Here is an 18,396-nt window from a genome sequence, read left to right on the forward strand (position 1 = left end):
GTACCAGGATGGGCGGTGTGGACGCACTGCTGGACACTTCCGACCTGGGGCGCCTGCGCGAGGCGCTGGGCACCGCGGAGTACACCTCGGACGGCATTAGAAACCATCTCGGCGAGGACGCGACGGCCGCGTGCGCGCGCAACGACTTCCGCGCCGCGCTGCGCGTCACCGAGGCGGGTGGGCGGCTCGACACCCTGATCCGGCTCTTCATCTGCGGGCAGACCGAATCCCTCGACCGGGTCGCGGCCGCGCTCGCGCCACTGTCCCTGGAGGCGGCGGCACCGCTGCTGGAAGCGGACGGGGACGGCGTGCGGGCGGGGGTGGAGCTGGAGCCGTACGGCGACTGGTGGGTCGTGGCCGACCTGTCCGCCGGCATGCGCCCCGGCCGGCCGCTGCCCGGCGATCACGTGCTCGGGATCGGCGGCGCGTCCACCACCCTGGCCGCCGCGACGCTGCGCCGCCCGGTCGCGAGCGCGCTGGATCTTGGTACCGGCTGTGGAGTACAAGCGCTGCACCTGTCGACGCACGCCGAGCGCGTGACGGCGACCGATGTCCTGCCCCGGGCCCTGCGGTTCGCGGCCACCACCGCGGCGCTCAACGGGCTCGACTGGGAGCTGCTGCGGGGTGACATGACGCGGCCAGTCGAGGGGCGCCGCTTCGACCTGGTGGTGTCGAACCCGCCGTTCGTGGCCGGGCCCGGCTCGACCGCGCACACGTATCGCGACTCCGGCCGCCCGGGCGACGCCGTCTGCGCCGAGTTGGTCGCGGCCGCGCCGGCGCTGCTGGCCGACGGCGGGCACATGCAGTTCCTGGCCAACTGGCTGCACGTGTCCGGCGAGGACTGGCGCGACCGGGTGAACGACTGGCTGGCCGGCACCGGGCTGGACGCGTGGGTGATCCAGCGGGAGGTGTCGGATCCCCTCGCGTACGTCAATCTGTGGCTCGCCGACGCCTCCGAGGACCCGGCGCGGCAGCCGGCGCTGGCCGCGGCGTGGCTGGACTGGTTCGACGCGCAGAAGGTGGACGCGGTCGGGTTCGGCCTGATCACGCTGCGGGCGGCCGGGCACGACGACCCGACGGTGCGGATCGAGGATCTGCGGCACACGGTCGGGGGCGACCTCGGCCCGCTGATCGGCGACTGGTTCTCCCGCCAGGATTTCCTGCGCAACGCAGACCTGATGCGCAGCCGCCTCGTCGCCGCGCCTGACCTGCGCCTTCGCCAGGACGCCGCGCTCGGTGCCGAGGGGTGGGAGGTCGGGCAGCAAATGCTCGTGCTGACCGACGGCCTGCGCTGGGTCGAGGAGGTCGATCCGGTCGCGCTGGCGCTCGTCGGCGCGTGCGACGGCTCGGTCACCCTGCAGGATCAGGTCGACATTCTCGCTGCTGCACATGGTGTACCGGCTGAGGTGCTCGCATCCGTCGCTGTGCCGTTGGTGTCGCACCTCGTGGAGCGGGGGATTCTGCTGTGCGCGCCCTAGTGCAGACGGTGAGCCGGGCGTCGGTCACGGTCGATGGTGCCGTGGTCGGTTCGATCGCGGACGGGTTGCTGGTTCTGGTGGGAGTCACGCATTCCGACAACTCGGAAATCTCCGAAACGCTGGCTCGAAAGGTGCACGAGCTGCGGATCCTGGACGACGAGAAATCGGCCGCCGACACCGGGGCGCCACTCCTCGTTGTCTCACAGTTCACCTTGTACGGCGACGCCCGCAAGGGCCGGCGCCCGACCTGGATCGCCGCCGCCCGCCCGGAGGCCGCCGAGCCGCTGATCGAGGCGTTCTGCACCGCCTTGCGAAACCGGGGCGCAATCGTGGAAACCGGGCGATTCCGCACGCACATGCTCGTCGAAAGTGTGAACGTCGGACCGCGGACCGTATTGCTGGAGGTCTAAGACTCACGGATTCGTGCCACGGCTCGGTCGCCTCACCGTCACTTCACGCCCGCTCAGCGAAGCTACTTCTCGCAGGAATGATCGCGCCACTTGTCAATCCACACGGGAGGCGAGCGAAGTGGCCCAGCCGCTGAGTGAGAACACGGATTTCAGTGCCGTCGACGTTGAGGCCGACGAGCAGCACGAGCAGGAGCACGCGCTCGACAACACGGGCGTCTCAGCGGATCTGGTTCGCGCGTACCTCAACACGATCGGCCGCACCAAGCTCCTCACCGCCGAGCAGGAGGTCGACCTCTCCAAGAAGATCGAGGCCGGCCTGTACGCCGAGGAGAAGCTCGCGACCGGCATGGTCCACCCGGCCTGGATGAACACGTACGACGTGGTCGTCCGCGAGGGCCGCGCGGCCAAGGCCCACCTCCTCGAGGCGAACCTGCGCCTGGTCGTGAGCATCGCCAAGCGGTACACCGGCCGCGGCATGGCCTTCCTGGACCTCATCCAGGAAGGGAACCTGGGCCTCATCCGCGCCGTCGAGAAGTTCGACTACACCAAGGGCTACAAGTTCTCGACGTACGCGACGTGGTGGATTCGCCAGGCCATCACCCGCGCCATGGCCGACCAGGCCCGCACCATCCGCATCCCGGTGCACATGGTCGAGCAGGTCAACCGCATGGTCCGGGTCCGCCGCGACCTCGCCGCCTCGCTGGGCCGCGAGCCGGTGGTCGCCGAGATCGCCGCCGCCCTGGGCGTCGAGGAGTACCAGGTCATCGAGCTCATCTCGTACGACCGCGAGCCGGTCAGCCTGGACCAGGCCGTGGGCGAGGACGGCGAGAGCGCCCTGGGCGACTTCGTGGCCCGCATCGACCCCCGCGAGGAGCCCGCGGACAGCGTGTCCCAGGGCATGCTCCGCTCCGAGGTCGAGATCGTGCTCTCCACCCTTTCGCAGCGCGAGCAGGCCGTGATCCGGCTGCGCTTCGGCCTCGACGACGGCCGCCAGCGCACCCTGGACGAGGTGGGCCGCGAGTTCGGGCTGTCGCGGGAGCGCATCCGGCAGATCGAGAAGGTGACGCTGCTGAAGCTGCGCCACCCGTCGCGCGCGAAGCGCCTCGAGGCGTACGCCTCCTGAGCCGAACACCGAGGAAGGGCCGTCCTGGCGGGGGCGGCCCTTCCGCCATGTTCAGGCCAGGTCGCGCCACGCCGGGTCGGTGGCGAAGAACCGCAGCAGCCCCAGCAGCCGGCTCGCCGGGGGCGCCGACCAGTGCCGGTCGTGCGAAGGCGCCGGATCCCGCAGCCGGGCCAGCGCCCAGATCAGGTGGTGCCAGAGCACCCGCGGCGCCATGTTGATGCCCCCGTACCCGCGCAGTGGATGGGGACGCGGAGCGGGGCGATCGGCACGCGCGGGGCCAGGCGGTCGAACCAGCCGGCCAGCCACTCGGCGCCGTCCTGGTCCAGCCGGCCCTCCGCGCGCAGGTCCGACACCAGGGCCCACGGATCGAGCGCCGGGCCGTCGACGGGCAGGTCGGGCGGGGGCGGGACGCGGTGCAATTTTGCCAGTTCCCGGCCCACCATTTCAAATAACCGCGCATCTTGTACTCCCTGTGCCTCCACCCCCCGCACGCGCTCGGTCACGAGGTAGGGCACCGTGGCGTCGAACTCGACGACGGCCGGGGTGAGGACGCCGCCGCGGCGGGCCGACGGGATGATGGCGGCCTCGGTGAACAGCCGGGGCGCGTCCGCGCGGGTGCGGGGGAAGCGCAGGACGAGGTCGTCGCCCAGGAGGTACACCTGGTTGGCTCCACCGACCGGAGCGGGATGCACCTTCTCGGGCGGCACGCCATGGCGCGCCGCGACCGCTTCCGGTAAGCCGTCCACGCCACGAGACCCTGTCATGCCGACAGGTAGAACGGCAACGGATGCGCGGGGACCCGACCGGTCGTAAGGTGCCTCTGTGCTGAAGGGATTCCGGGATTTCATCTCCCGTGGCAACGTCATCGAGCTCGCGGTCGCCGTCGTCATCGGGGCCGCGTTCACCAAAGTCGTCAACGCGTTCACCGACGGGTTCCTCACCCCGCTGATCAACTTGAGCGGCGGCATCGGGATCAACGACGCTCAGGGCGTACACATCGGAAGTCAGGTCCTTGACTGGCCCGGCTTCGTCAACGCCATCATCACGTTCCTGCTGACGGCGGCCACGGTGTACTTCCTCGTCGTCCTGCCCATGAACAAGCTCGCCGAACGCCGCAAGCGGGCCGAGGCTCCGGAGCCCGCCGCGCCCAGCGACGAGATCCGGCTGCTCACCGAGATCCGCGACCTGCTCGCCACCGGTACCACCGACCGTGACCGCGGCCCCGCCGGCGGCACCGGGCCGAACGCGCCGGTGAAGCCCACCGACACCTGAGTCACCACATGCCACGATCTCGTGGCAGACTCGAAGCAATGGCCCGCAGGGATCGCCCACAGCTGATCACCGACGCGGCGCGGAGCCCCGAACAGGAGCTTCGCGCCCGCGAGATCCGCTACGTGCTCATGACGCTCCTGCGCGCCGCGTGCGTGGTGGTCGCCGCCATCCTGGTGGCGACCCGCCCGCCTGTGCTGTGGCTCTGGCTTTCCCTGTGCGTGGCGGGCGCGGTCTTCCTGCCGATGATCGCGGTCCTGCTGGCCAACGACGCTCCGGTACGCCCCGAGGCCCGCTTCCGCAACATGTTCCGCCGCCGCGAGACCTCCCACCCGGACCCGGGCCACGCCATCCCCGACCGCGAACACAAAGTCATCGACGCCGACTAACACCGCGTGTCGCTTCCGCGCGTGTGCCTCTCGGTCCCGCGGTCGCTTTCTCACTGCCGTGCGCGTCTGAATCGCTTGGTCGCTTCGGGCGCGACCGCTGGTCGCTCGCTTACCGTCGTGCGCGTCTGAATCGCTTGGTCGCTACGGGCGGCCGCCGAGCTTTGCCACCGCTCGGGCGCCCAGCTTGTTGCCCGCATCCAGCGCTGCGTGCGGGGTCTCTCCAGCCAGCCAAGCCGTGAGGAAACCGGCGGCGAACGCGTCTCCGGCGCCCGTCGGGTCCACGATCGCCGGTAGGCGCCGGCCGGGCGCGGACGCGGTGCCGTCCGGGCCGGCCCAGGACGCGCCGGCCGCGCCCGACTTCACGATCACCCCGTCCGCGAGGTGGCGCAGGTCCGCCGGGTCGGGCGAGCCCAGGACGCGGGCCTCGTCGAGGTTGGCGAAGAGGAGGCTTGTTCGCGGTACCGAAGACAGGAACTTCGCCCCTCCCAACTGCTCCAACGGTGCCGCCGAGGCCGCGTCCAGGCTGGTCGTGAGCCCTCGGCGGCGGGCCTCTTCGAGCGCGAACCGGCCCGCGGGGGCGCAGTCGGGATCGAAGAGCACGTAAGCCGACAGGTGCAGGTGGCGCAGCCCGGGCAGAGCCAGCGCGCGCTCGATGTCGGCGCGGGCGAGGAGGCGGTTGGCGCCGCGGTCGGTGAACATGGTGCGTTCCGCGTCCGAGGTCAGCACCACCACGGTGCCCGTCGCCACGCCCGGGACCCGGCGCACGCTCGTGGTGACCCCGGCCTGGTGCAGCTCGGCGAGGCGCGCGTCGCCCGGCTCGTCCTCGCCCGCCACCCCGGCGAACGCGACCGCAGACCCCGCAGCGGCCAGCCAGACCGCGGTGTTGGCGGCCGAGCCCCCGCCGGCGATGCGTACCGACGCTATCGTGTCCGAGCCGATGGCGAGCGGGCCCTCGTGCACGGTGAGGATGTCGGTGACCACGTCACCGATCACGAGGACGGTCACGACGCCGGCCCCGACGTGCGGCGGTCCACGGCGGTCCGTGGCCGCAGGCACGGGCACGAGTGTGGCCGCGGGCGCGGGCGCGAGTGTGGGCGCGGGGCGGGCCGGGGTGCGCGGGCGGTCACGGTGCGGGGCTCAGATGGCCGCGGCGATGCGGGCGGCCAGGTCGGCGTTGCGCAGGATGATGCGCACGTTGACGTCCAGGCTCTTGCCTTCGGTGGCGGTGTGGAAGTGCGACAGGAGGTACGGCGTGACGTCCTTGCCCGTAATGCCCTCCCGCTCGAGTCCCTCCAGTCCCTCGTGCAGGACGCGGTCGTGCAGAGCCGGGTCGAGCTGCTCGTCCACCGGGAGCGGGTTGGCCACCACCAGGGCGCCGTGGTGCAGGTCGTGGCCCTGGGCGGCGCGGATGATCTCGGCGACCGCGGCCGGGTCGTCGGCGGACCAGTCGAGGTCGAAGCCGGCGTCGGTGAGATAGAAGCCGGGGAAGCGGCGGGTGCCATAACCGACGACGCTGACTCCGAGGGTCTCGAGTCGTTCCAGCGTCGCGTGTACGTCCAGAATCGACTTCACACCCGCGCACACGATCGCGATCGGCAGGCGGGACAGGGCGGTCAGGTCGGCGGACTCGTCGAAGGTGGTGGCGGCGCCGCGGTGTACTCCGCCCAGGCCGCCGGTCGCGAACACCGCGATCCCCGCCCGCACCGCGATCGCCGAGGTGGCCGCCACCGTGGTGGCGCCGTCGACTCGGGCGGCGGCGGCGGGAGCGAGGTCGCGTACGGACAGCTTGACCACGTCGTCCCGCTCGGCCAGGTGCTTGATCTCGTCGCCGGACAGGCCGACCACGATCTCGCCGGCGATCATGCCGATGGTGGCGGGCACGGCTCCGGCCGCGCGCACGGTCGCCTCGATCTCCTGGGCGACCCGCAGGTTGGCCGGGCGGGGGAGGCCGTGCGAGATGATGGTGCTCTCGAGCGCGACGATGGGGGCGCCGCTGTTGCGGGCGGCCTCGACCTCGGCGCCGTACCGGATGACGTGGTTGATCACCAGCTCACGATAGCTGCCGGGGTCTGAGGGGCCGGGAGCGCGAGCTTGGTTCGTCGGCTTGCCCACATGCTCGCGCCGGGTTCGTGCACATGCTCCCGTCAGGTTGCGCACACGCTCGCGCCCGGCTGCGCACATGCTCGCGTCGGGTTGTGCACATGCCTGCGTCAGGTTTCTCCACATGCTCGCGTCGGGTTCGTCAGCTTGCTCGCGTCGGGTTCCTCCACATGCTCGGGTCGAGTTGTGCACATGGGTGAGCCGGGTTGTCCACAGGGGGACGGCGGTGCGGGCCAATTTCGGCTGGGCCTGGCAGACTGGGGGGCGTGACGACCACTCCCGAGAACGGTGGCGGGACTCTCACCGACGAGCGCGTCGACGAGCAGACCAGCACCGATTACCGCTACGACGCCGGCGACCACGAGAAGTTCTCGCACTACGCGCCGAAGGACAAGATCATGCAGGCCATGATCGAGGGCACGCCGGTGCGCGCGCTGTGCGGGAAGCTCTGGGTGCCCTCGCGCGACCCGAGCCGGTTCCCCGTCTGCCCCGTGTGCAAGGACCTGTACGAGAACGTCGTCCAGAACGACGACCCGACTTCGTGACGTTCGGCTCGGTTCGGCGCATGGCCGGCCGATGCCCGCTAGGCTGTCAACGCCTTCGCGGTCCGCGCTGACGCGAGGGCGTTTTCATGCGCCTGCCCGGCCGAGATCATCCGCGCGCCGGGTCCGCGTGAAGAGGCCGCATCACGCGCGGTGGGGGATTTGCCGTGCACGCGCCGGACCTCCGGTGCGCCACGGCTGAACCGGGCGTTGTGAGGCCGCAGAGCGCGCGTTCGTGCGACCACGGGCTTTCTGCCGACGGCGCGAGTCGGGCTGGAGACGGTGCGAGTCGGCCGCGTGGGCGTGAGTCGGGCCGAAGACGGTGCGAGTCGTGCCAGCGCGGTGCGAGTCGGGCCGGCGGCGCTGTGAGTCGGCCGCGTGGCGTGGGTCGGGCCGGAGACGGTGCGAGTCGTGCCAGCGGCAGTGCGAGGCGCGGGCGCGGGACGGAATGGCGTGCTTGCGCGCGTGAGGGGACGGCGCGGTCCGGGACTGAGGCCGGGGCGTGGGAGACGTATCGGGGAGGGGTGCCGCATGCCGCCGCGTCCGGTGGTTCTGCAGCAAGGTCAGACGCTTCGGTTGTGGCAGCGCAAGGCCCTCATGGAGTATCTGCGCGGCAAGCGGGAGGACTTTCTCGCGGTCGCGACGCCCGGTGCCGGGAAGACCACGTTCGCGCTGCGGGTGGCGCTCGAGCTGTTCAGCGACGGGACCATCGACAACCTGACGGTGGTCACGCCGACCGAGCACCTCAAGACGCAGTGGGCCGAGGCGGCCGCTCGGGTCGGGATCGACCTCGATGCCGGGTTCCGGAACTCCGACCTGCACACGTCCACCGACTTCCACGGCACCGTGGTGACGTATGCGCAGGTGGGGATCGCACCGGCGGTACACAAGAGGCGGACTGTCACCAGAAGGACCCTCGTGGTGCTCGACGAGATCCACCACGCCGGGGACTCGAAGTCCTGGGGTGACGGGGTGAAGGCGGCGTTCGAGCCGGCCGTGCGGCGGCTGATGCTCACGGGGACGCCGTTCCGCTCCGACGAGAACCCTATTCCGTTCGTCGAGTACGAGCGGGGGCCCGACGGGATTCAGCGGTCGCGGTCCGACACCGTGTACGGCTACTCCGAGGCGCTGCGGGACGGCGTCGTGCGGCCGGTGATCTTCCTGGCGTACTCCGGGGAGACCCGATGGCGCACGTCGGCCGGGGATGAGCTGTCGGCGCGGCTGGGTGAGCCGATGACGCAGGACCTCATCGCGCAGGCCTGGCGGACCGCCCTCGATCCCAAGGGTGACTGGATGCCGCAGGTGCTGCGGGCGGCCGACGCGCGGCTCAATAAGCTTCGCGCGGGGGGTATGCCGGACGCGGCCGGGCTGGTGATCGCGAGCGACCAGCAGAACGCGCGGGCGTACGCCAAGGCGATCCATGACATCACCGGCGAGAAGGCCGTCGTCGTGCTCTCCGACGACGTGGGGGCGTCGGGGCGCATCGCCGCGTTCTCGGCGTCGCAGGAGAAGTGGATGGTCGCGGTGCGCATGGTGTCGGAGGGCGTGGACATTCCGCGGCTCGCCGTCGGGGTGTACGCCACCAGCGCCTCCACGCCGTTGTTCTTCGCGCAGGCCATCGGGCGGTTCGTGCGCTCCCGCCGGCCCGGCGAGACGGCCACCGTCTTCGTGCCGAGCGTCCCGCACCTGCTGGAGCTGGCCAGCGAGATGGAGGCCCAGCGCAACCACGTCCTCGGCGAGCCCAAGACGAAAGAGGGCTACGACGACGACGAGATGGACCGGGCCAACCGCGAGGAGAAGGCCAGCGGCGAGCTGGAGGGCACCTTCGAGGCCCTCGGCGCCACGGCCGAGCTGGACCAGATCATCTTCGACGGTGCGACCTTCGGCATGCCCGCGGCGACGGGTACGGCCGAGGAGGAGGAGTACCTCGGGCTGCCCGGCCTGCTCACCGCCGACCAGGTGACCGCCCTGCTGAACAAGCGCCAGGCCGAGCAGATGGCGGCCGAGAAGCGGCGCGCCCCGGCGGCGGCGGCCCAGGCGGCGCCGGAGATTCCGGCGCAGCCGCGTACGGCGGGGGAGCGGCGTATCGTGCTCCGTCGGCAGCTCAACACCCTGGTCGCGGCCCATCATCACCGCACCGGGCTGCCGCACGGCAAGATTCACGCGGAGCTGCGCCGGCTGTGTGGCGGGCCGCCGAGCGCGCAGGCGACGATCGAGCAGCTGGAAGAGCGGATCGCCACCATCCAGACGCTCTGAAAAGCGCGCGTTCGCGCTTGGAGAAGCGCTGCGCCGGCTGTGCGGGGGGCCGCTCACGGCGCGGGCGACGATTGAGGAGCTGGAAGAGCGGATCGCCACCCATCCGGACGCTCTAGAAGCATCCCGCGCTGGCGCTTGGAGAGGCGTCGCGCGCTGGCGCTTGGAGAGGCGTCGTGCGCTACCGCTTGGAGAGGCGTCGTGCGCTACCGCTTGGAGAGGCGTCGCGCGCAAGCGCTTGGAGGGGCGTCCCGCTAGCGCTTGAGGGGCGTCCCGCTAGCGCTTGGGGAAGCGTCCCGCGCTACCGCCTGGAGAAGCGCTGCGCCGTGACCGTTTCGTCCCTTATGCAGGCTGCGCAATTCCACGAAACGGAAATATCGCCTGTCAGGGTATAAATCCGATATGTCGCGGCGCGTCAGCGCCCGACATATCGTCCACCCGTCCCACCGGCGCAAAGAGACCGGCGCAAAGGGACCGGCACAAAAAAGACCGCAGGGGACCCCGAAGGGCCGCCCTGCGGTCGGCGTATTGGTCTCAGCCGGCCGAGAGTTCGGTGCCGCGCCAGGAGAAGTCCGGGCTCACGGCGTACTCGACAGCAATCTTGACCAGCTGGTCGGCGTACTTGTTGGCGTGATGTCCACAGAAGATCAGATCGCCACCTTCGGCGAGCCGAACTCGAAGTTTCCCTGCCGCGTTGCAGCGGTCGCACCGTTCCTCGGCGGCGGGGGGCGCCGCCGTCTCCGGCGGCGGCGTGAGGGTCGGGGTCATCGCCTTCCTCCTCTGATCGTCACCGACGAACGCTTCCTTGCGTCGTTCACAGTTGGTTCAACACCGTGGTGCCCGACATCGTTCCCACTGGCTGCGAGAGTGCGATGTCACATTTCCGTCGTGCTCGGCGGGCGCCGGTCCCAACAGTCACCGAATACCCGCCACATGCTTCCTATCGCGCCAGGCTTGCGATCACAAGTGGGTTGGCGCGCCGCCACGGGTCTGTAATGCCCGCGGTGACCCGAAACACACCGAGCCGCCCCAAAAGAGGCGGCCCGGGTTCGCGCAGAGCGAAAAACGATCGTTCAGGCAGGGTCAGTCCAAGTAGTCGCGCAGCACCTGGGAACGCGACGGGTGGCGGAGCTTTGACATCGTCTTGGACTCGATCTGGCGGATGCGCTCGCGGGTGACGCCGTACACCTGGCCGATCTCGTCCAGGGTGCGCGGCTGGCCGTCGGTGAGGCCGAACCGCAGCCGCACGACGCCCGCCTCGCGCTCCGAGAGCGTCTGCAGCACCTGCTGGAGCTGGTCCTGCAGCAGCGAGAAGGAGACCGCGTCGACGGCCACGACCGCCTCGGAGTCCTCGATGAAGTCGCCGAGCTGGCTGTCGCCCTCGTCGCCGATGGTCTGGTCGAGGGAGATGGGCTCGCGCGCGTACTGCTGGATCTCCAGCACCTTCTCCGGCGTGATGTCCATCTCCTTGGCCAGCTCCTCCGGGGTGGGCTCGCGGCCCAGGTCCTGGAGCAGCTCGCGCTGGATGCGGCCGAGCTTGTTGATGACCTCGACCATGTGCACCGGGATGCGGATGGTGCGGGCCTGGTCGGCCATGGCGCGGGTGATCGCCTGCCGGATCCACCAGGTGGCATACGTGGAGAACTTGTAGCCCTTGGTGTAGTCGAACTTCTCGACGGCGCGGATGAGGCCGAGGTTGCCCTCCTGGATGAGGTCCAGGAAGGCCATGCCGCGTCCCGTGTACCGCTTGGCGAGCGACACGACCAGCCGCAGGTTGGCCTCGAGCAGGTGGTTCTTGGCCCGCTCGCCGTCGCGCGAGATCCACAGGAAGTCGCGGCGGCCCGGCATCTGCATCGGCTCGCCGGCGTCCTCGGCCGCGCGCAGGCGCTCGGCCGCGTAGAGCCCGGCCTCGATGCGCTTGGCCAGCTCGACCTCCTGCTCGGCGTTGAGCAGCGGGACCTTGCCGATCTGCTTGAGGTAGGCGCGGACCGAGTCGGCCGAGGCGGTGAGCTCGGCGTCGCGCCGGGCCTGCTTGAGCGCCTCGGACTCGTCGTCGTCCCACGCGAAGTCGTCGTCGGTAGCCGTGGCCTCCGCGTCGGCCTCCGCGGCCTGGGTCTCCTCGACCGGCTCGTCGACGACGACGTCCTCGATCTCGGCGGCCAGGGCGGCGTCGTCGATCTCCTCGAGCTCCGGCTCCTCGCCGGGCGCGGCGGCCGGGTTCGCCGGGTCGGCGGCCTGGTCCGGCGACGCCTTCTTGGCGCCGGCGGGTGCGGCCTTCGCCGGCGCGGCCTTCTTCACCGCCGCCTTCTTGGCCGGCGCGGCCTTCTTGGCCGGAGCTGCGGCCGGAGCCGCGGCAGCGGGCGCGGCGGCAGCCGCGGCGGATGCGGTGGGCGCCGAGGGCGCGGCCTTCTTCACGGGCACCTTCTTCGCCGCCGCCGGATCCGGTGCGGACTCGACGGCTGTGAGCGGCTTGGCGGCGGGGGCCTTGCGGGCCGGAGCGGCCTTGGCCGTCGCCGCCTTGGACGCGGGAGTGGCGGAGCGGGCCGCGGCGACCCGGCGCCGGCTGTGAGCGGAGTCGTCGACCACGACGGTCACGCCCGCCTCGGCCAGGCTCCTCAGCAGCTTCTTGGCGTGCGCGGGGGTTACCTCTGCGGTGTCGACCGCCTGCGCTACCTCCGCTGACGTCAGGTGCCCGCCGTTGTTGGCGGCACGCGCGATCAGCGTGTCGGCGAGGGAACGTACGTCAACGCTGGGCTGGTGAGCTGCTGTCACGAACGACCTTCCGGTGCGATGAGCGAGCGACGGCCGGTGCGGCCGGGTTCGCGCACGGCGCGGCCGTGCTGAGTGGGCCGGGTTGCTTGTGGTGTGGCGCCCGTGTGTGCCGTGACTCCGGGCGGATTCACGAACGACAGCGGGCAGCGCGTGAATTGTAACGCTCTCTCGCCCCAACATCCCCTCTTGAGGGGGCGGGACGCGCGTCTTGTGACCGAACGGATGGGCTGTCGGGGTCTTTCCCGGCCTTTGCCAGGATGGTGACCATGGAAAGTCCGGCCGAACTCCTCGCCCTTGCCGTCTCCGTCGCCCGCTCCGCGAGCGACCTGGCCAATCGCATGCGAGCCGAGGGCGTCGACCCCGTCGCGACCAAGTCGACGGCGACCGATGTGGTCACCGCGGCCGACCGTGCGGTCGAACAACACGTCCGAGAAAAGCTGAAGCAAGTGCGTCCCGCCGACACGGTACTGGGGGAGGAGTACGGCGGCGGCCAGGGCCACGCCGCCGTGCGCTGGATCCTCGACCCGATCGACGGGACCGTGAACTACCTCTACGGCCTGCCCCAGTACGCGGTCTCGCTGGCCGCCGAGGTCGACGGTGCCGTCGTGGCCGGCGTGGTGCGCAACGCCGCCACCGGCCGCGAGTGGACCGCGACCCGGGGCGGCGGCGCGTTCGCCGACGGCCGGCCGCTCCGGGCGTCCGGCGAGACCGAGCTCGCCCAGGCCCTGGTCGGCACGGGCTTCGGCTACGCCGCCGAGCGCCGCCTGCACCAGGCCCGGGTGGTCGCCGGCCTGATCGGGCACATCCGCGACATCCGCCGCTTCGGCGCCGCCTCGATCGACCTGTGCCTGGTCGCCGAGGGGAGCCTCGACGCGTACTACGAGAAGGGCCTCAACCCCTGGGACCACTCGGCCGGCGGCCTGATCGCCGCCGAGGCGGGCGCACTCGTCACCGGCCTGGACGGCAACCCGCCCGGCGTCGACATGGTGATCGCCGCCCCACCGGCCCTCCACCCGCAGCTTCACGACCTCCTGAGCAAGCTGGACGCATCAGGCGGCCCCTGAGCGCAAAACCCAACAACCGAAAATCTGACCACTGCAAACCCAACGACTCGGTGCGGTTTTGAGGGGGTGTGGGTGGAGCGAAGCTCCCCCACCGTTCTTCAGGACATCCGACGGTCGAACCCCGCTGCCAAGGCGCCCATACAGTGCGTGACCTTCCGCTGCCCTAGAACACCGACGAAAAACCCCGCCGCTGCCCATGGACACCGACCGGAAAACCCCGCTGCCAAGGCGCCCATACAGTGCGCGACCTTCCGCTGCTAGAACACCGACCGAAAAACCCCGCCGCTGCCCAAGGACACCGACCGAAAAACCCCGCCGCTGCCCAAGGACACCGACCGGAAAACCCCGCTGCCAAGGCGCCCATACAGAGCGCCTGACCTCAGCCCTCGTCCTTCGCGCACGTGCCCTCGGGCAGCTCCGGGTTGCCCAGCTGGGCGATCGCCTGGTTCACCTCGGTCGTCGTCGGCAGCTGCTTGAACTTGCCGCCGAGGATGATCTCGACCTTGTCGTCCTGGCGGGCCTTGTCGAACTCCGGCCGGGCCTGGTCCAGGAAATAGGCCCGCACGAGCCAGGCCGCGCCGACCGTCGACGGACCGTAGCGGATCACCGCGACCACGTCATTGATCTTGTTGGCCGGCGGGTTCGGCGCGGCGGTGACCACCTTCGCCTCCTTGAACCGGCGGCTCATGAAGTCGTTGGCCACGTCCGAGGCCACGCCCGAGCGGTTCGTGGCGTTGAAGATGGTGACCTTGACGTCCTCCTGCGTGGGGAGCTTCGCGTCGGCCATGACCGAGCCCTCGGCGCACTTGTTCGCGTCCGTGGACGGTCCGCCCTGCCGGTCCTTGATGACGGCGACGCCGACGAAGATCGCCGCGGCGACAATGAGGACGCCTACCACCACGAGTGCCCTCACCCGCGCAAAACTCATGGTTCGCTCCCCGCGCCACGCTCAGATCGTGCTCTGTCACCAGAGAAGACGCTCTGGCTGCCGGAGAGGTTAGCGCCTGGGCGGGAGAACCGCTGAAGTCCCCACCGGCGATACCACAAAGTTCCCACTCGCCGTTGCGCTGGGACTCCGCACGGAATTCTTTGCCGGAGGGTATCGTTCCATCGCCGCAGGGCGGGTCGGCAAGCGTGTGCGGCCTGGCCGAGGCATGATCATTGTGTCGCCTCGGTCACAGTGGGAACAACTTTCCGCGTGCGGGCGTACAACAAACGCACGAGGGCGGTAAGGTACGCCGCCTTTGGACGTTGAAGACGACGTTGCTTCGGGCGCCCAACCTGACCGGCGACATGAAATTGGGAGTGTGAACACCGATGGCCACCGACTACGACGCGCCACGTCGCGACGAGGTCGACCTCGGGGAGGACAGCCTCGAGGAGCTCAAGTCCCGACGTACCGACGCGCAGTCCGCGACCGTCGACGTCGACGACACCGAGATCTCCGAGAATTTCGAACTCCCGGGTGCCGACCTCGCCGACGAGGACATGACGGTCAAGGTTCTGCCGATGCAGTCCGACGAGTTCCGGTGCTCGCGGTGCTTCCTGGTGCACCACCGCAGTCAGCTCGCGGTGGAGCGCAATGGCGAGCTCATCTGCCGCGAGTGTGCCTGACCTCCGCCGCCTGAACTTCGCGTGACGGCAATCACGCATGTGTACGGCATGAAAAGGGCATGAAACACGGCGGGTTCGCGCGGCACGAGTTGATCGCGCGGAACTGGCGCCGGCGTGCTTCAGTGTGAAGCGGCGACCGAAACCACTGCGGAGGTTCGAGATGGCCGAGCCGGTGCCCGCCGACGAGGCGGCCGAGAACGCGCCCGTCCAGCCGGAAGGGCAGGCCGGACCAGGATCACTGGCCGGCCCGGCGGACGAGGCGGAACTGTCCGAGGCGGTGGTCGCGCTCACCGGCGACGACGTGCCGGCCAAGGACCGCCGCCGCCTGCTGGGGCGCCTGGTGCGCCTCGAGATCGGCGAGCGCGGCGTGAAGGACCTGTTCCGCCCGCGCAAGGCGATCGGCTGGGTGACCGACTCGGTGACGCGGGTCGCCCCGCACATCCCGGTGCGTGACCTGGAGACCCTGCGCGCGCATCACCCCGGCCTGGAGGGCGACGCCCTGGCCGAGCGGCTCATTCGCAACGCCGCGCGGGTCACGGCCGGCATCGGCGCGGCCGGCGGCGGGGTGGCCGCCGTGGAGTGGGTCGCGACACCGTCCCTGCTGTCCGCGCCCGTCCTGCTGGCGGCCGAGACCGTCGCGGTGGTCGCGGTGGAGATGAAGCTGATCGGCGAGCTGCACTCGGTCTACGGCCGTCCGATCCCCGGCTCCGGCAGCCAGCGCGCGATGGCGCTCGTGCAGGCCTGGGCCGAGCGGCGGGGCATCAACCCGCTGCGCGTCGGCGGCAGCGTGGCGGCCGCGATGGGCACCGCCCTGCGCAAGGAGCTGCGGGACCGGCTCCTCAAGCGCTTCGGGCGCAACCTGTCCACCATGGGCCCCTTCCTGACCGGCGCGGCCGTCGGGGGCTTCCTGAACCGCCGCGCGACGCACTCGCTCGGCGAGGAGATCCGCAAGGACCTCAGGAACACCGATCAGCGCGTGATCGAGGGCTGAGCGGCCTCCCGGATCGCGGCCGCGAGGGCCTCCGGGTGGCGGGAGCTGATCAGCCAGTACGGCGTCGGGTCTGCCTCGTCGCGCACCTCCACGCGCACGGCCGGGCCGATCCAGGGCCGCTGCACGACGAAAGCCTCGGGATCCGTGTACGGACCGAGCAGGTCGTGCTTGTCCGCGGGGGTCACCGTGGTCACCTCACCGACGTACCGGAGCGGGATGTGCGCGTCGTCGACCCGCAGCTCCCCGTTGGACACCTCGATGCGGATGCGGCCCAGCCACCAGAGCCCGGCGACGGTCAACGGCAGCAGCACCAGGTAGGCGACCCACGTCGCCGCACCGGGGGCGCCCAGCTTGACCTCGGCGGCCAGCGCCGCGGCGACGGCCACGGCGGGCAGCCACAGCCACCACGACAGGCTGAGCCGCTCGCGATAGGGGTTCGGCTGTGCCACACAGGCGAGGGTACGTGAACGCGCCCCGGGCGGAGTCGGCAGGATGGAGGCGGCAGGATGGAGGCGGCAGGATGGAGGGCATGGGGATGGACGTACTCGTGCGGCAGCTCGACCCGGGCCTGCCGCTGCCCGCGTACTCGCACCCGGGCGACGCCGGCGCCGACCTGTACGCGGCCCAGGACGTCGAGCTGGGGCCGGGTGAGCGGGCCCTGGTGCGCACCGGGATCGCGATCGCCCTGCCCGAGGGGTACGTCGGCCTCGTGCACCCGCGCTCCGGCCTCGCCGCGAAGATGGGCGTGACAGTCGTCAACGCCCCCGGGACGGTCGACGCGGGGTACCGGGGCGAAATCCTGGTGAACCTCATCAATCACGATCGAGTGATATCGGCAAAGATATCCCGTGGTGACCGAATTGCCCAGCTTGTGATCCAGCGCGTGGAGCGGGCACACTTCCACGTCGTCGAGGACCTTCCCGATACTGTGCGCGGAGCCGGTGGCCATGGGTCCACCGGCGGGCATGCCGGGCTCGTCCCGGCAGCGAACTTGGAGGCAGAGCAGTGATCTTCTCGCGCAACCGCGGGAGCGGCCGGCACGCCAAGTCGGACCCGCGCGGCTCGCAGGGCCGGGAGAGTCTCGACCGCGACGACGACCTCGACGCGATCGAGGACGACGAGCCGCGCGCCGGCAAGTCGGACCGAGCCAACGGCCCGTACGACATCAGCGAGGCGCCCGAGGGCATCGCCCAGCTCGACCTCGGCTCGCTCAAGGTGCCCGCGGTCGAGAACGTCGAGGTGCGGGTCCAGGCCGACAACGACGGCAAGATCCAGCAGATCCTCCTGGTCTTCGAGCAGAGCGCGCTGCAGCTCGGCGTGTTCGCCGCCCCGCGCAGCGAGGGCATCTGGGACGAGGTCCGCGCGGAGATCCGCAAGACGCTGTTCGACGACGGGGTGGCGGCCGAGGAGGTGACCGGGGAGTACGGCACCGAGCTGCGCGGCCGCGTGCGCGGCCCCGAGGGCCTGACCGACATCCGCTTCATCGGCGTCGACGGCCCCCGCTGGCTCGTGCGCGCCGTGTTCCAGGGCCCGGCCGCGGTCGACCCGCAGGTCGCCCCGCCGCTGCTGGAGTGCCTGCACAACCTGGTCGTCGAGCGCGGCCACGAGGCCATGCCGGTCCGCGAGGCGCTGCCGCTGCACCTGCCCAAGGAGGTCGCCGAGGCGGCCGAGGCCGGCCAGCAGCCCGGGGCCGAGCCGGAGCCCGCCGGAGCCAACGGCACGAACGGGACGAACGGCACCGACGGGACGGGCGAGGCGCGCCGCCGGCCTTCGCCGCGCCCGCGGCGCAAGTAGCGCCGGCCGCCGAGCAGACCACCGAACAAGAGCACCGGGAAGATCATGGCGAGGTGGCGGCGGATGGTAGCGCGGACGCGCGCCCAAAGCCGTCACCAACGCCACGTCGCATGCTGCGAAAAAACGCGTACCGTTTTTCATGAGGGTGTCATGGCAGCCGAGCGGGAGGGTGGCACCATTCATGGCCACGGACAGTGAGAACGCGGTCGAAGAAGGTCGTGGCCTGCGAAAGTTTCTTCGCCGGTTCACCGCCAGCGACTCCGAGCTGGAGGCTGAGGAGCTGCGCCACGACGCCAAGCAGTGCGGCAGCATGCAGGCGCTGAAGTGCCAGCGCGGGCAGGTGGTGAGCCTCAAGGGCCGGCTCCGCACGGTGGTCTACACCCCGCGGACCAACCTGCCTACCCTGGAGGCGGAGCTGTTCGACGGATCCGACCTGGTCACGCTCGTGTGGCTGGGCCGCCGGCACATCGCGGGGATCGAGCCGGGTCGAGCGATCACGGCGAAGGGGCGCATCGCCGTACGGGATGGCCGTAAGGTGCTCTACAACCCGTACTACGAGCTCGACACGCCCCGCTGAGCGGGCTCGACACACCACGA

General features: G+C 70.8%; 21 protein-coding genes. 13 read left to right on the top strand and 8 right to left on the bottom strand.

Translation table 11 applies throughout. The annotated features are described in order from the left end of the window. Positions 1–8: 8 nt before the first annotated feature. From ACQP00_RS08370 to sigB, 3 genes are all read left to right on the top strand, one after another. Complete coding sequence (locus ACQP00_RS08370) at positions 9–1,478, top strand: DUF7059 domain-containing protein (protein WP_433216748.1); 1,470 nt, start codon at positions 9–11, stop codon at positions 1,476–1,478. After that, positions 1,466–1,888, top strand: a complete 423-nt coding sequence (dtd, locus tag ACQP00_RS08375; protein WP_433057592.1) for a D-aminoacyl-tRNA deacylase — start codon at positions 1,466–1,468, stop codon at positions 1,886–1,888. Before ACQP00_RS08370 ends, dtd begins: the two co-directional genes overlap by 13 nt. A 118-nt stretch (positions 1,889–2,006) precedes the next feature. Beyond that, positions 2,007–3,011 (top strand): RNA polymerase sigma factor SigB, encoded by a 1,005-nt coding sequence (gene sigB, locus ACQP00_RS08380; RefSeq protein WP_433216751.1) that lies wholly within the window; start codon positions 2,007–2,009, stop codon positions 3,009–3,011. Between the two features lie 51 nt (positions 3,012–3,062). On the opposite strand, the gene ACQP00_RS08385 is transcribed toward sigB, so the two are convergent. Together ACQP00_RS08385 and ACQP00_RS08390 are read right to left on the bottom strand one after the other, a co-directional pair. After that, the gene (locus tag ACQP00_RS08385; protein WP_433216754.1) at positions 3,063–3,212 is read right to left on the bottom strand and encodes a hypothetical protein; all 150 of its coding nucleotides are present in this window, start codon (positions 3,210–3,212) and stop codon (positions 3,063–3,065) included. Next, the gene (locus ACQP00_RS08390) at positions 3,194–3,757 is read right to left on the bottom strand and encodes a phosphotransferase (RefSeq protein ID WP_433216757.1); all 564 of its coding nucleotides are present in this window, start codon (positions 3,755–3,757) and stop codon (positions 3,194–3,196) included. Before ACQP00_RS08390 ends, ACQP00_RS08385 begins: the two co-directional genes overlap by 19 nt. A 76-nt stretch (positions 3,758–3,833) precedes the next feature. On the opposite strand from ACQP00_RS08390, the gene mscL reads away from it, so the two are divergent. Continuing rightward, positions 3,834–4,283, top strand: a complete 450-nt coding sequence (gene mscL, locus ACQP00_RS08395; RefSeq protein ID WP_433216760.1) for a large conductance mechanosensitive channel protein MscL — start codon at positions 3,834–3,836, stop codon at positions 4,281–4,283. A gap of 38 nt (positions 4,284–4,321) precedes the next feature. Then, positions 4,322–4,669 carry a DUF3099 domain-containing protein gene (locus ACQP00_RS08400; protein WP_433216763.1) on the top strand — a complete coding sequence of 116 codons (348 nt, stop codon included), beginning with the start codon at positions 4,322–4,324 and terminating at the stop codon, positions 4,667–4,669. 141 nt (positions 4,670–4,810) lie between these two features. On the opposite strand, the gene ACQP00_RS08405 is transcribed toward ACQP00_RS08400, so the two are convergent. Then, on the bottom strand, positions 4,811–5,725 hold the full coding sequence (locus ACQP00_RS08405; protein WP_433216766.1) for a carbohydrate kinase family protein: 915 nt from the start codon (positions 5,723–5,725) through the stop codon (positions 4,811–4,813). An 81-nt stretch (positions 5,726–5,806) separates the two neighbouring features. Next, on the bottom strand, positions 5,807–6,715 hold the full coding sequence (locus tag ACQP00_RS08410) for a pseudouridine-5'-phosphate glycosidase (RefSeq protein WP_433216769.1): 909 nt from the start codon (positions 6,713–6,715) through the stop codon (positions 5,807–5,809). Between the two features lie 320 nt (positions 6,716–7,035). Here ACQP00_RS08410 and ACQP00_RS08415 point away from each other — a divergent pair, with 320 nt between their 5' ends. Next, positions 7,036–7,314, top strand: a complete 279-nt coding sequence (locus tag ACQP00_RS08415) for a DUF3039 domain-containing protein (protein ID WP_433057605.1) — start codon at positions 7,036–7,038, stop codon at positions 7,312–7,314. Between the two features lie 528 nt (positions 7,315–7,842). Continuing rightward, positions 7,843–9,567 carry a DEAD/DEAH box helicase gene (locus tag ACQP00_RS08420; protein ID WP_433216772.1) on the top strand — a complete coding sequence of 575 codons (1,725 nt, stop codon included), beginning with the start codon at positions 7,843–7,845 and terminating at the stop codon, positions 9,565–9,567. A gap of 531 nt (positions 9,568–10,098) precedes the next feature. Here ACQP00_RS08420 and ACQP00_RS08425 read toward each other — a convergent pair. Then, on the bottom strand, positions 10,099–10,332 hold the full coding sequence (locus ACQP00_RS08425; RefSeq protein WP_433216775.1) for a DUF7455 domain-containing protein: 234 nt from the start codon (positions 10,330–10,332) through the stop codon (positions 10,099–10,101). Positions 10,333–10,647: 315 nt separating this feature from the next. Continuing rightward, positions 10,648–12,336 carry an RNA polymerase sigma factor gene (locus tag ACQP00_RS08430; RefSeq protein ID WP_433216778.1) on the bottom strand — a complete coding sequence of 563 codons (1,689 nt, stop codon included), beginning with the start codon at positions 12,334–12,336 and terminating at the stop codon, positions 10,648–10,650. Between the two features lie 266 nt (positions 12,337–12,602). Here ACQP00_RS08430 and ACQP00_RS08435 point away from each other — a divergent pair, with 266 nt between their 5' ends. Further along, a complete protein-coding gene (locus ACQP00_RS08435; protein WP_433216781.1) occupies positions 12,603–13,400 on the top strand; it encodes an inositol monophosphatase family protein in 798 nt (265 codons plus the stop codon). Between the two features lie 379 nt (positions 13,401–13,779). Here ACQP00_RS08435 and ACQP00_RS08440 read toward each other — a convergent pair whose 3' ends face one another. After that, a complete protein-coding gene (locus ACQP00_RS08440; RefSeq protein ID WP_433216784.1) occupies positions 13,780–14,313 on the bottom strand; it encodes a LytR C-terminal domain-containing protein in 534 nt (177 codons plus the stop codon). Between the two features lie 404 nt (positions 14,314–14,717). Here ACQP00_RS08440 and ACQP00_RS08445 point away from each other — a divergent pair, with 404 nt between their 5' ends. Next, the gene (locus ACQP00_RS08445) at positions 14,718–15,014 is read left to right on the top strand and encodes a DUF4193 domain-containing protein (RefSeq protein WP_433216787.1); all 297 of its coding nucleotides are present in this window, start codon (positions 14,718–14,720) and stop codon (positions 15,012–15,014) included. 160 nt (positions 15,015–15,174) lie between these two features. Continuing rightward, positions 15,175–16,005, top strand: coding sequence for a hypothetical protein (locus tag ACQP00_RS08450; RefSeq protein WP_433216790.1), 831 nt, complete (start codon positions 15,175–15,177; stop codon positions 16,003–16,005). Here ACQP00_RS08450 and ACQP00_RS08455 read toward each other — a convergent pair. Further along, positions 15,984–16,454 (bottom strand): DUF3093 domain-containing protein, encoded by a 471-nt coding sequence (locus ACQP00_RS08455; RefSeq protein WP_433216792.1) that lies wholly within the window; start codon positions 16,452–16,454, stop codon positions 15,984–15,986. The genes ACQP00_RS08450 and ACQP00_RS08455 overlap by 22 nt on opposite strands. 86 nt (positions 16,455–16,540) lie before the next feature. Here ACQP00_RS08455 and dut point away from each other — a divergent pair, with 86 nt between their 5' ends. The 3 genes from dut to ACQP00_RS08470 all read left to right on the top strand — a co-directional run bounded on the left by dut (position 16,541) and on the right by ACQP00_RS08470 (position 18,376). Further along, positions 16,541–17,014 (top strand): dUTP diphosphatase, encoded by a 474-nt coding sequence (dut, locus tag ACQP00_RS08460; RefSeq protein WP_433216795.1) that lies wholly within the window; start codon positions 16,541–16,543, stop codon positions 17,012–17,014. Further along, the gene (locus tag ACQP00_RS08465) at positions 17,011–17,799 is read left to right on the top strand and encodes a DUF3710 domain-containing protein (RefSeq protein WP_433216798.1); all 789 of its coding nucleotides are present in this window, start codon (positions 17,011–17,013) and stop codon (positions 17,797–17,799) included. The genes dut and ACQP00_RS08465 overlap by 4 nt, the downstream gene beginning before the upstream one ends. 181 nt (positions 17,800–17,980) lie before the next feature. Next, a complete protein-coding gene (locus ACQP00_RS08470) occupies positions 17,981–18,376 on the top strand; it encodes an OB-fold nucleic acid binding domain-containing protein (RefSeq protein ID WP_433216801.1) in 396 nt (131 codons plus the stop codon). The last annotated feature ends 20 nt before the right edge of the window (positions 18,377–18,396 follow it).

This window comes from Dactylosporangium sp. CS-047395 (assembly GCF_050942185.1).
Taxonomy (GTDB): Bacteria; Actinomycetota; Actinomycetes; order Mycobacteriales; family Micromonosporaceae; genus Dactylosporangium.

What these genes read in the sequence shown, in the direction of transcription:
- ACQP00_RS08370 (WP_433216748.1), top strand. Translation starts at nt 9, where the DNA reads ATGGGCGGTGTGGACGCACTGCTGGACACTTCCGACCTGGGGCGCCTG.
- ACQP00_RS08400 (WP_433216763.1), top strand. Translation starts at nt 4,322, where the DNA reads ATGGCCCGCAGGGATCGCCCACAGCTGATCACCGACGCGGCGCGGAGC.
- ACQP00_RS08420 (WP_433216772.1), top strand. Translation starts at nt 7,843, where the DNA reads ATGCCGCCGCGTCCGGTGGTTCTGCAGCAAGGTCAGACGCTTCGGTTG.
- ACQP00_RS08425 (WP_433216775.1), bottom strand. Translation starts at nt 10,332, where the DNA reads ATGACCCCGACCCTCACGCCGCCGCCGGAGACGGCGGCGCCCCCCGCC.
- ACQP00_RS08435 (WP_433216781.1), top strand. Translation starts at nt 12,603, where the DNA reads ATGGAAAGTCCGGCCGAACTCCTCGCCCTTGCCGTCTCCGTCGCCCGC.
- ACQP00_RS08445 (WP_433216787.1), top strand. Translation starts at nt 14,718, where the DNA reads ATGGCCACCGACTACGACGCGCCACGTCGCGACGAGGTCGACCTCGGG.
- ACQP00_RS08450 (WP_433216790.1), top strand. Translation starts at nt 15,175, where the DNA reads ATGGCCGAGCCGGTGCCCGCCGACGAGGCGGCCGAGAACGCGCCCGTC.
- dut (WP_433216795.1), top strand. Translation starts at nt 16,541, where the DNA reads ATGGACGTACTCGTGCGGCAGCTCGACCCGGGCCTGCCGCTGCCCGCG.
- ACQP00_RS08470 (WP_433216801.1), top strand. Translation starts at nt 17,981, where the DNA reads ATGGCCACGGACAGTGAGAACGCGGTCGAAGAAGGTCGTGGCCTGCGA.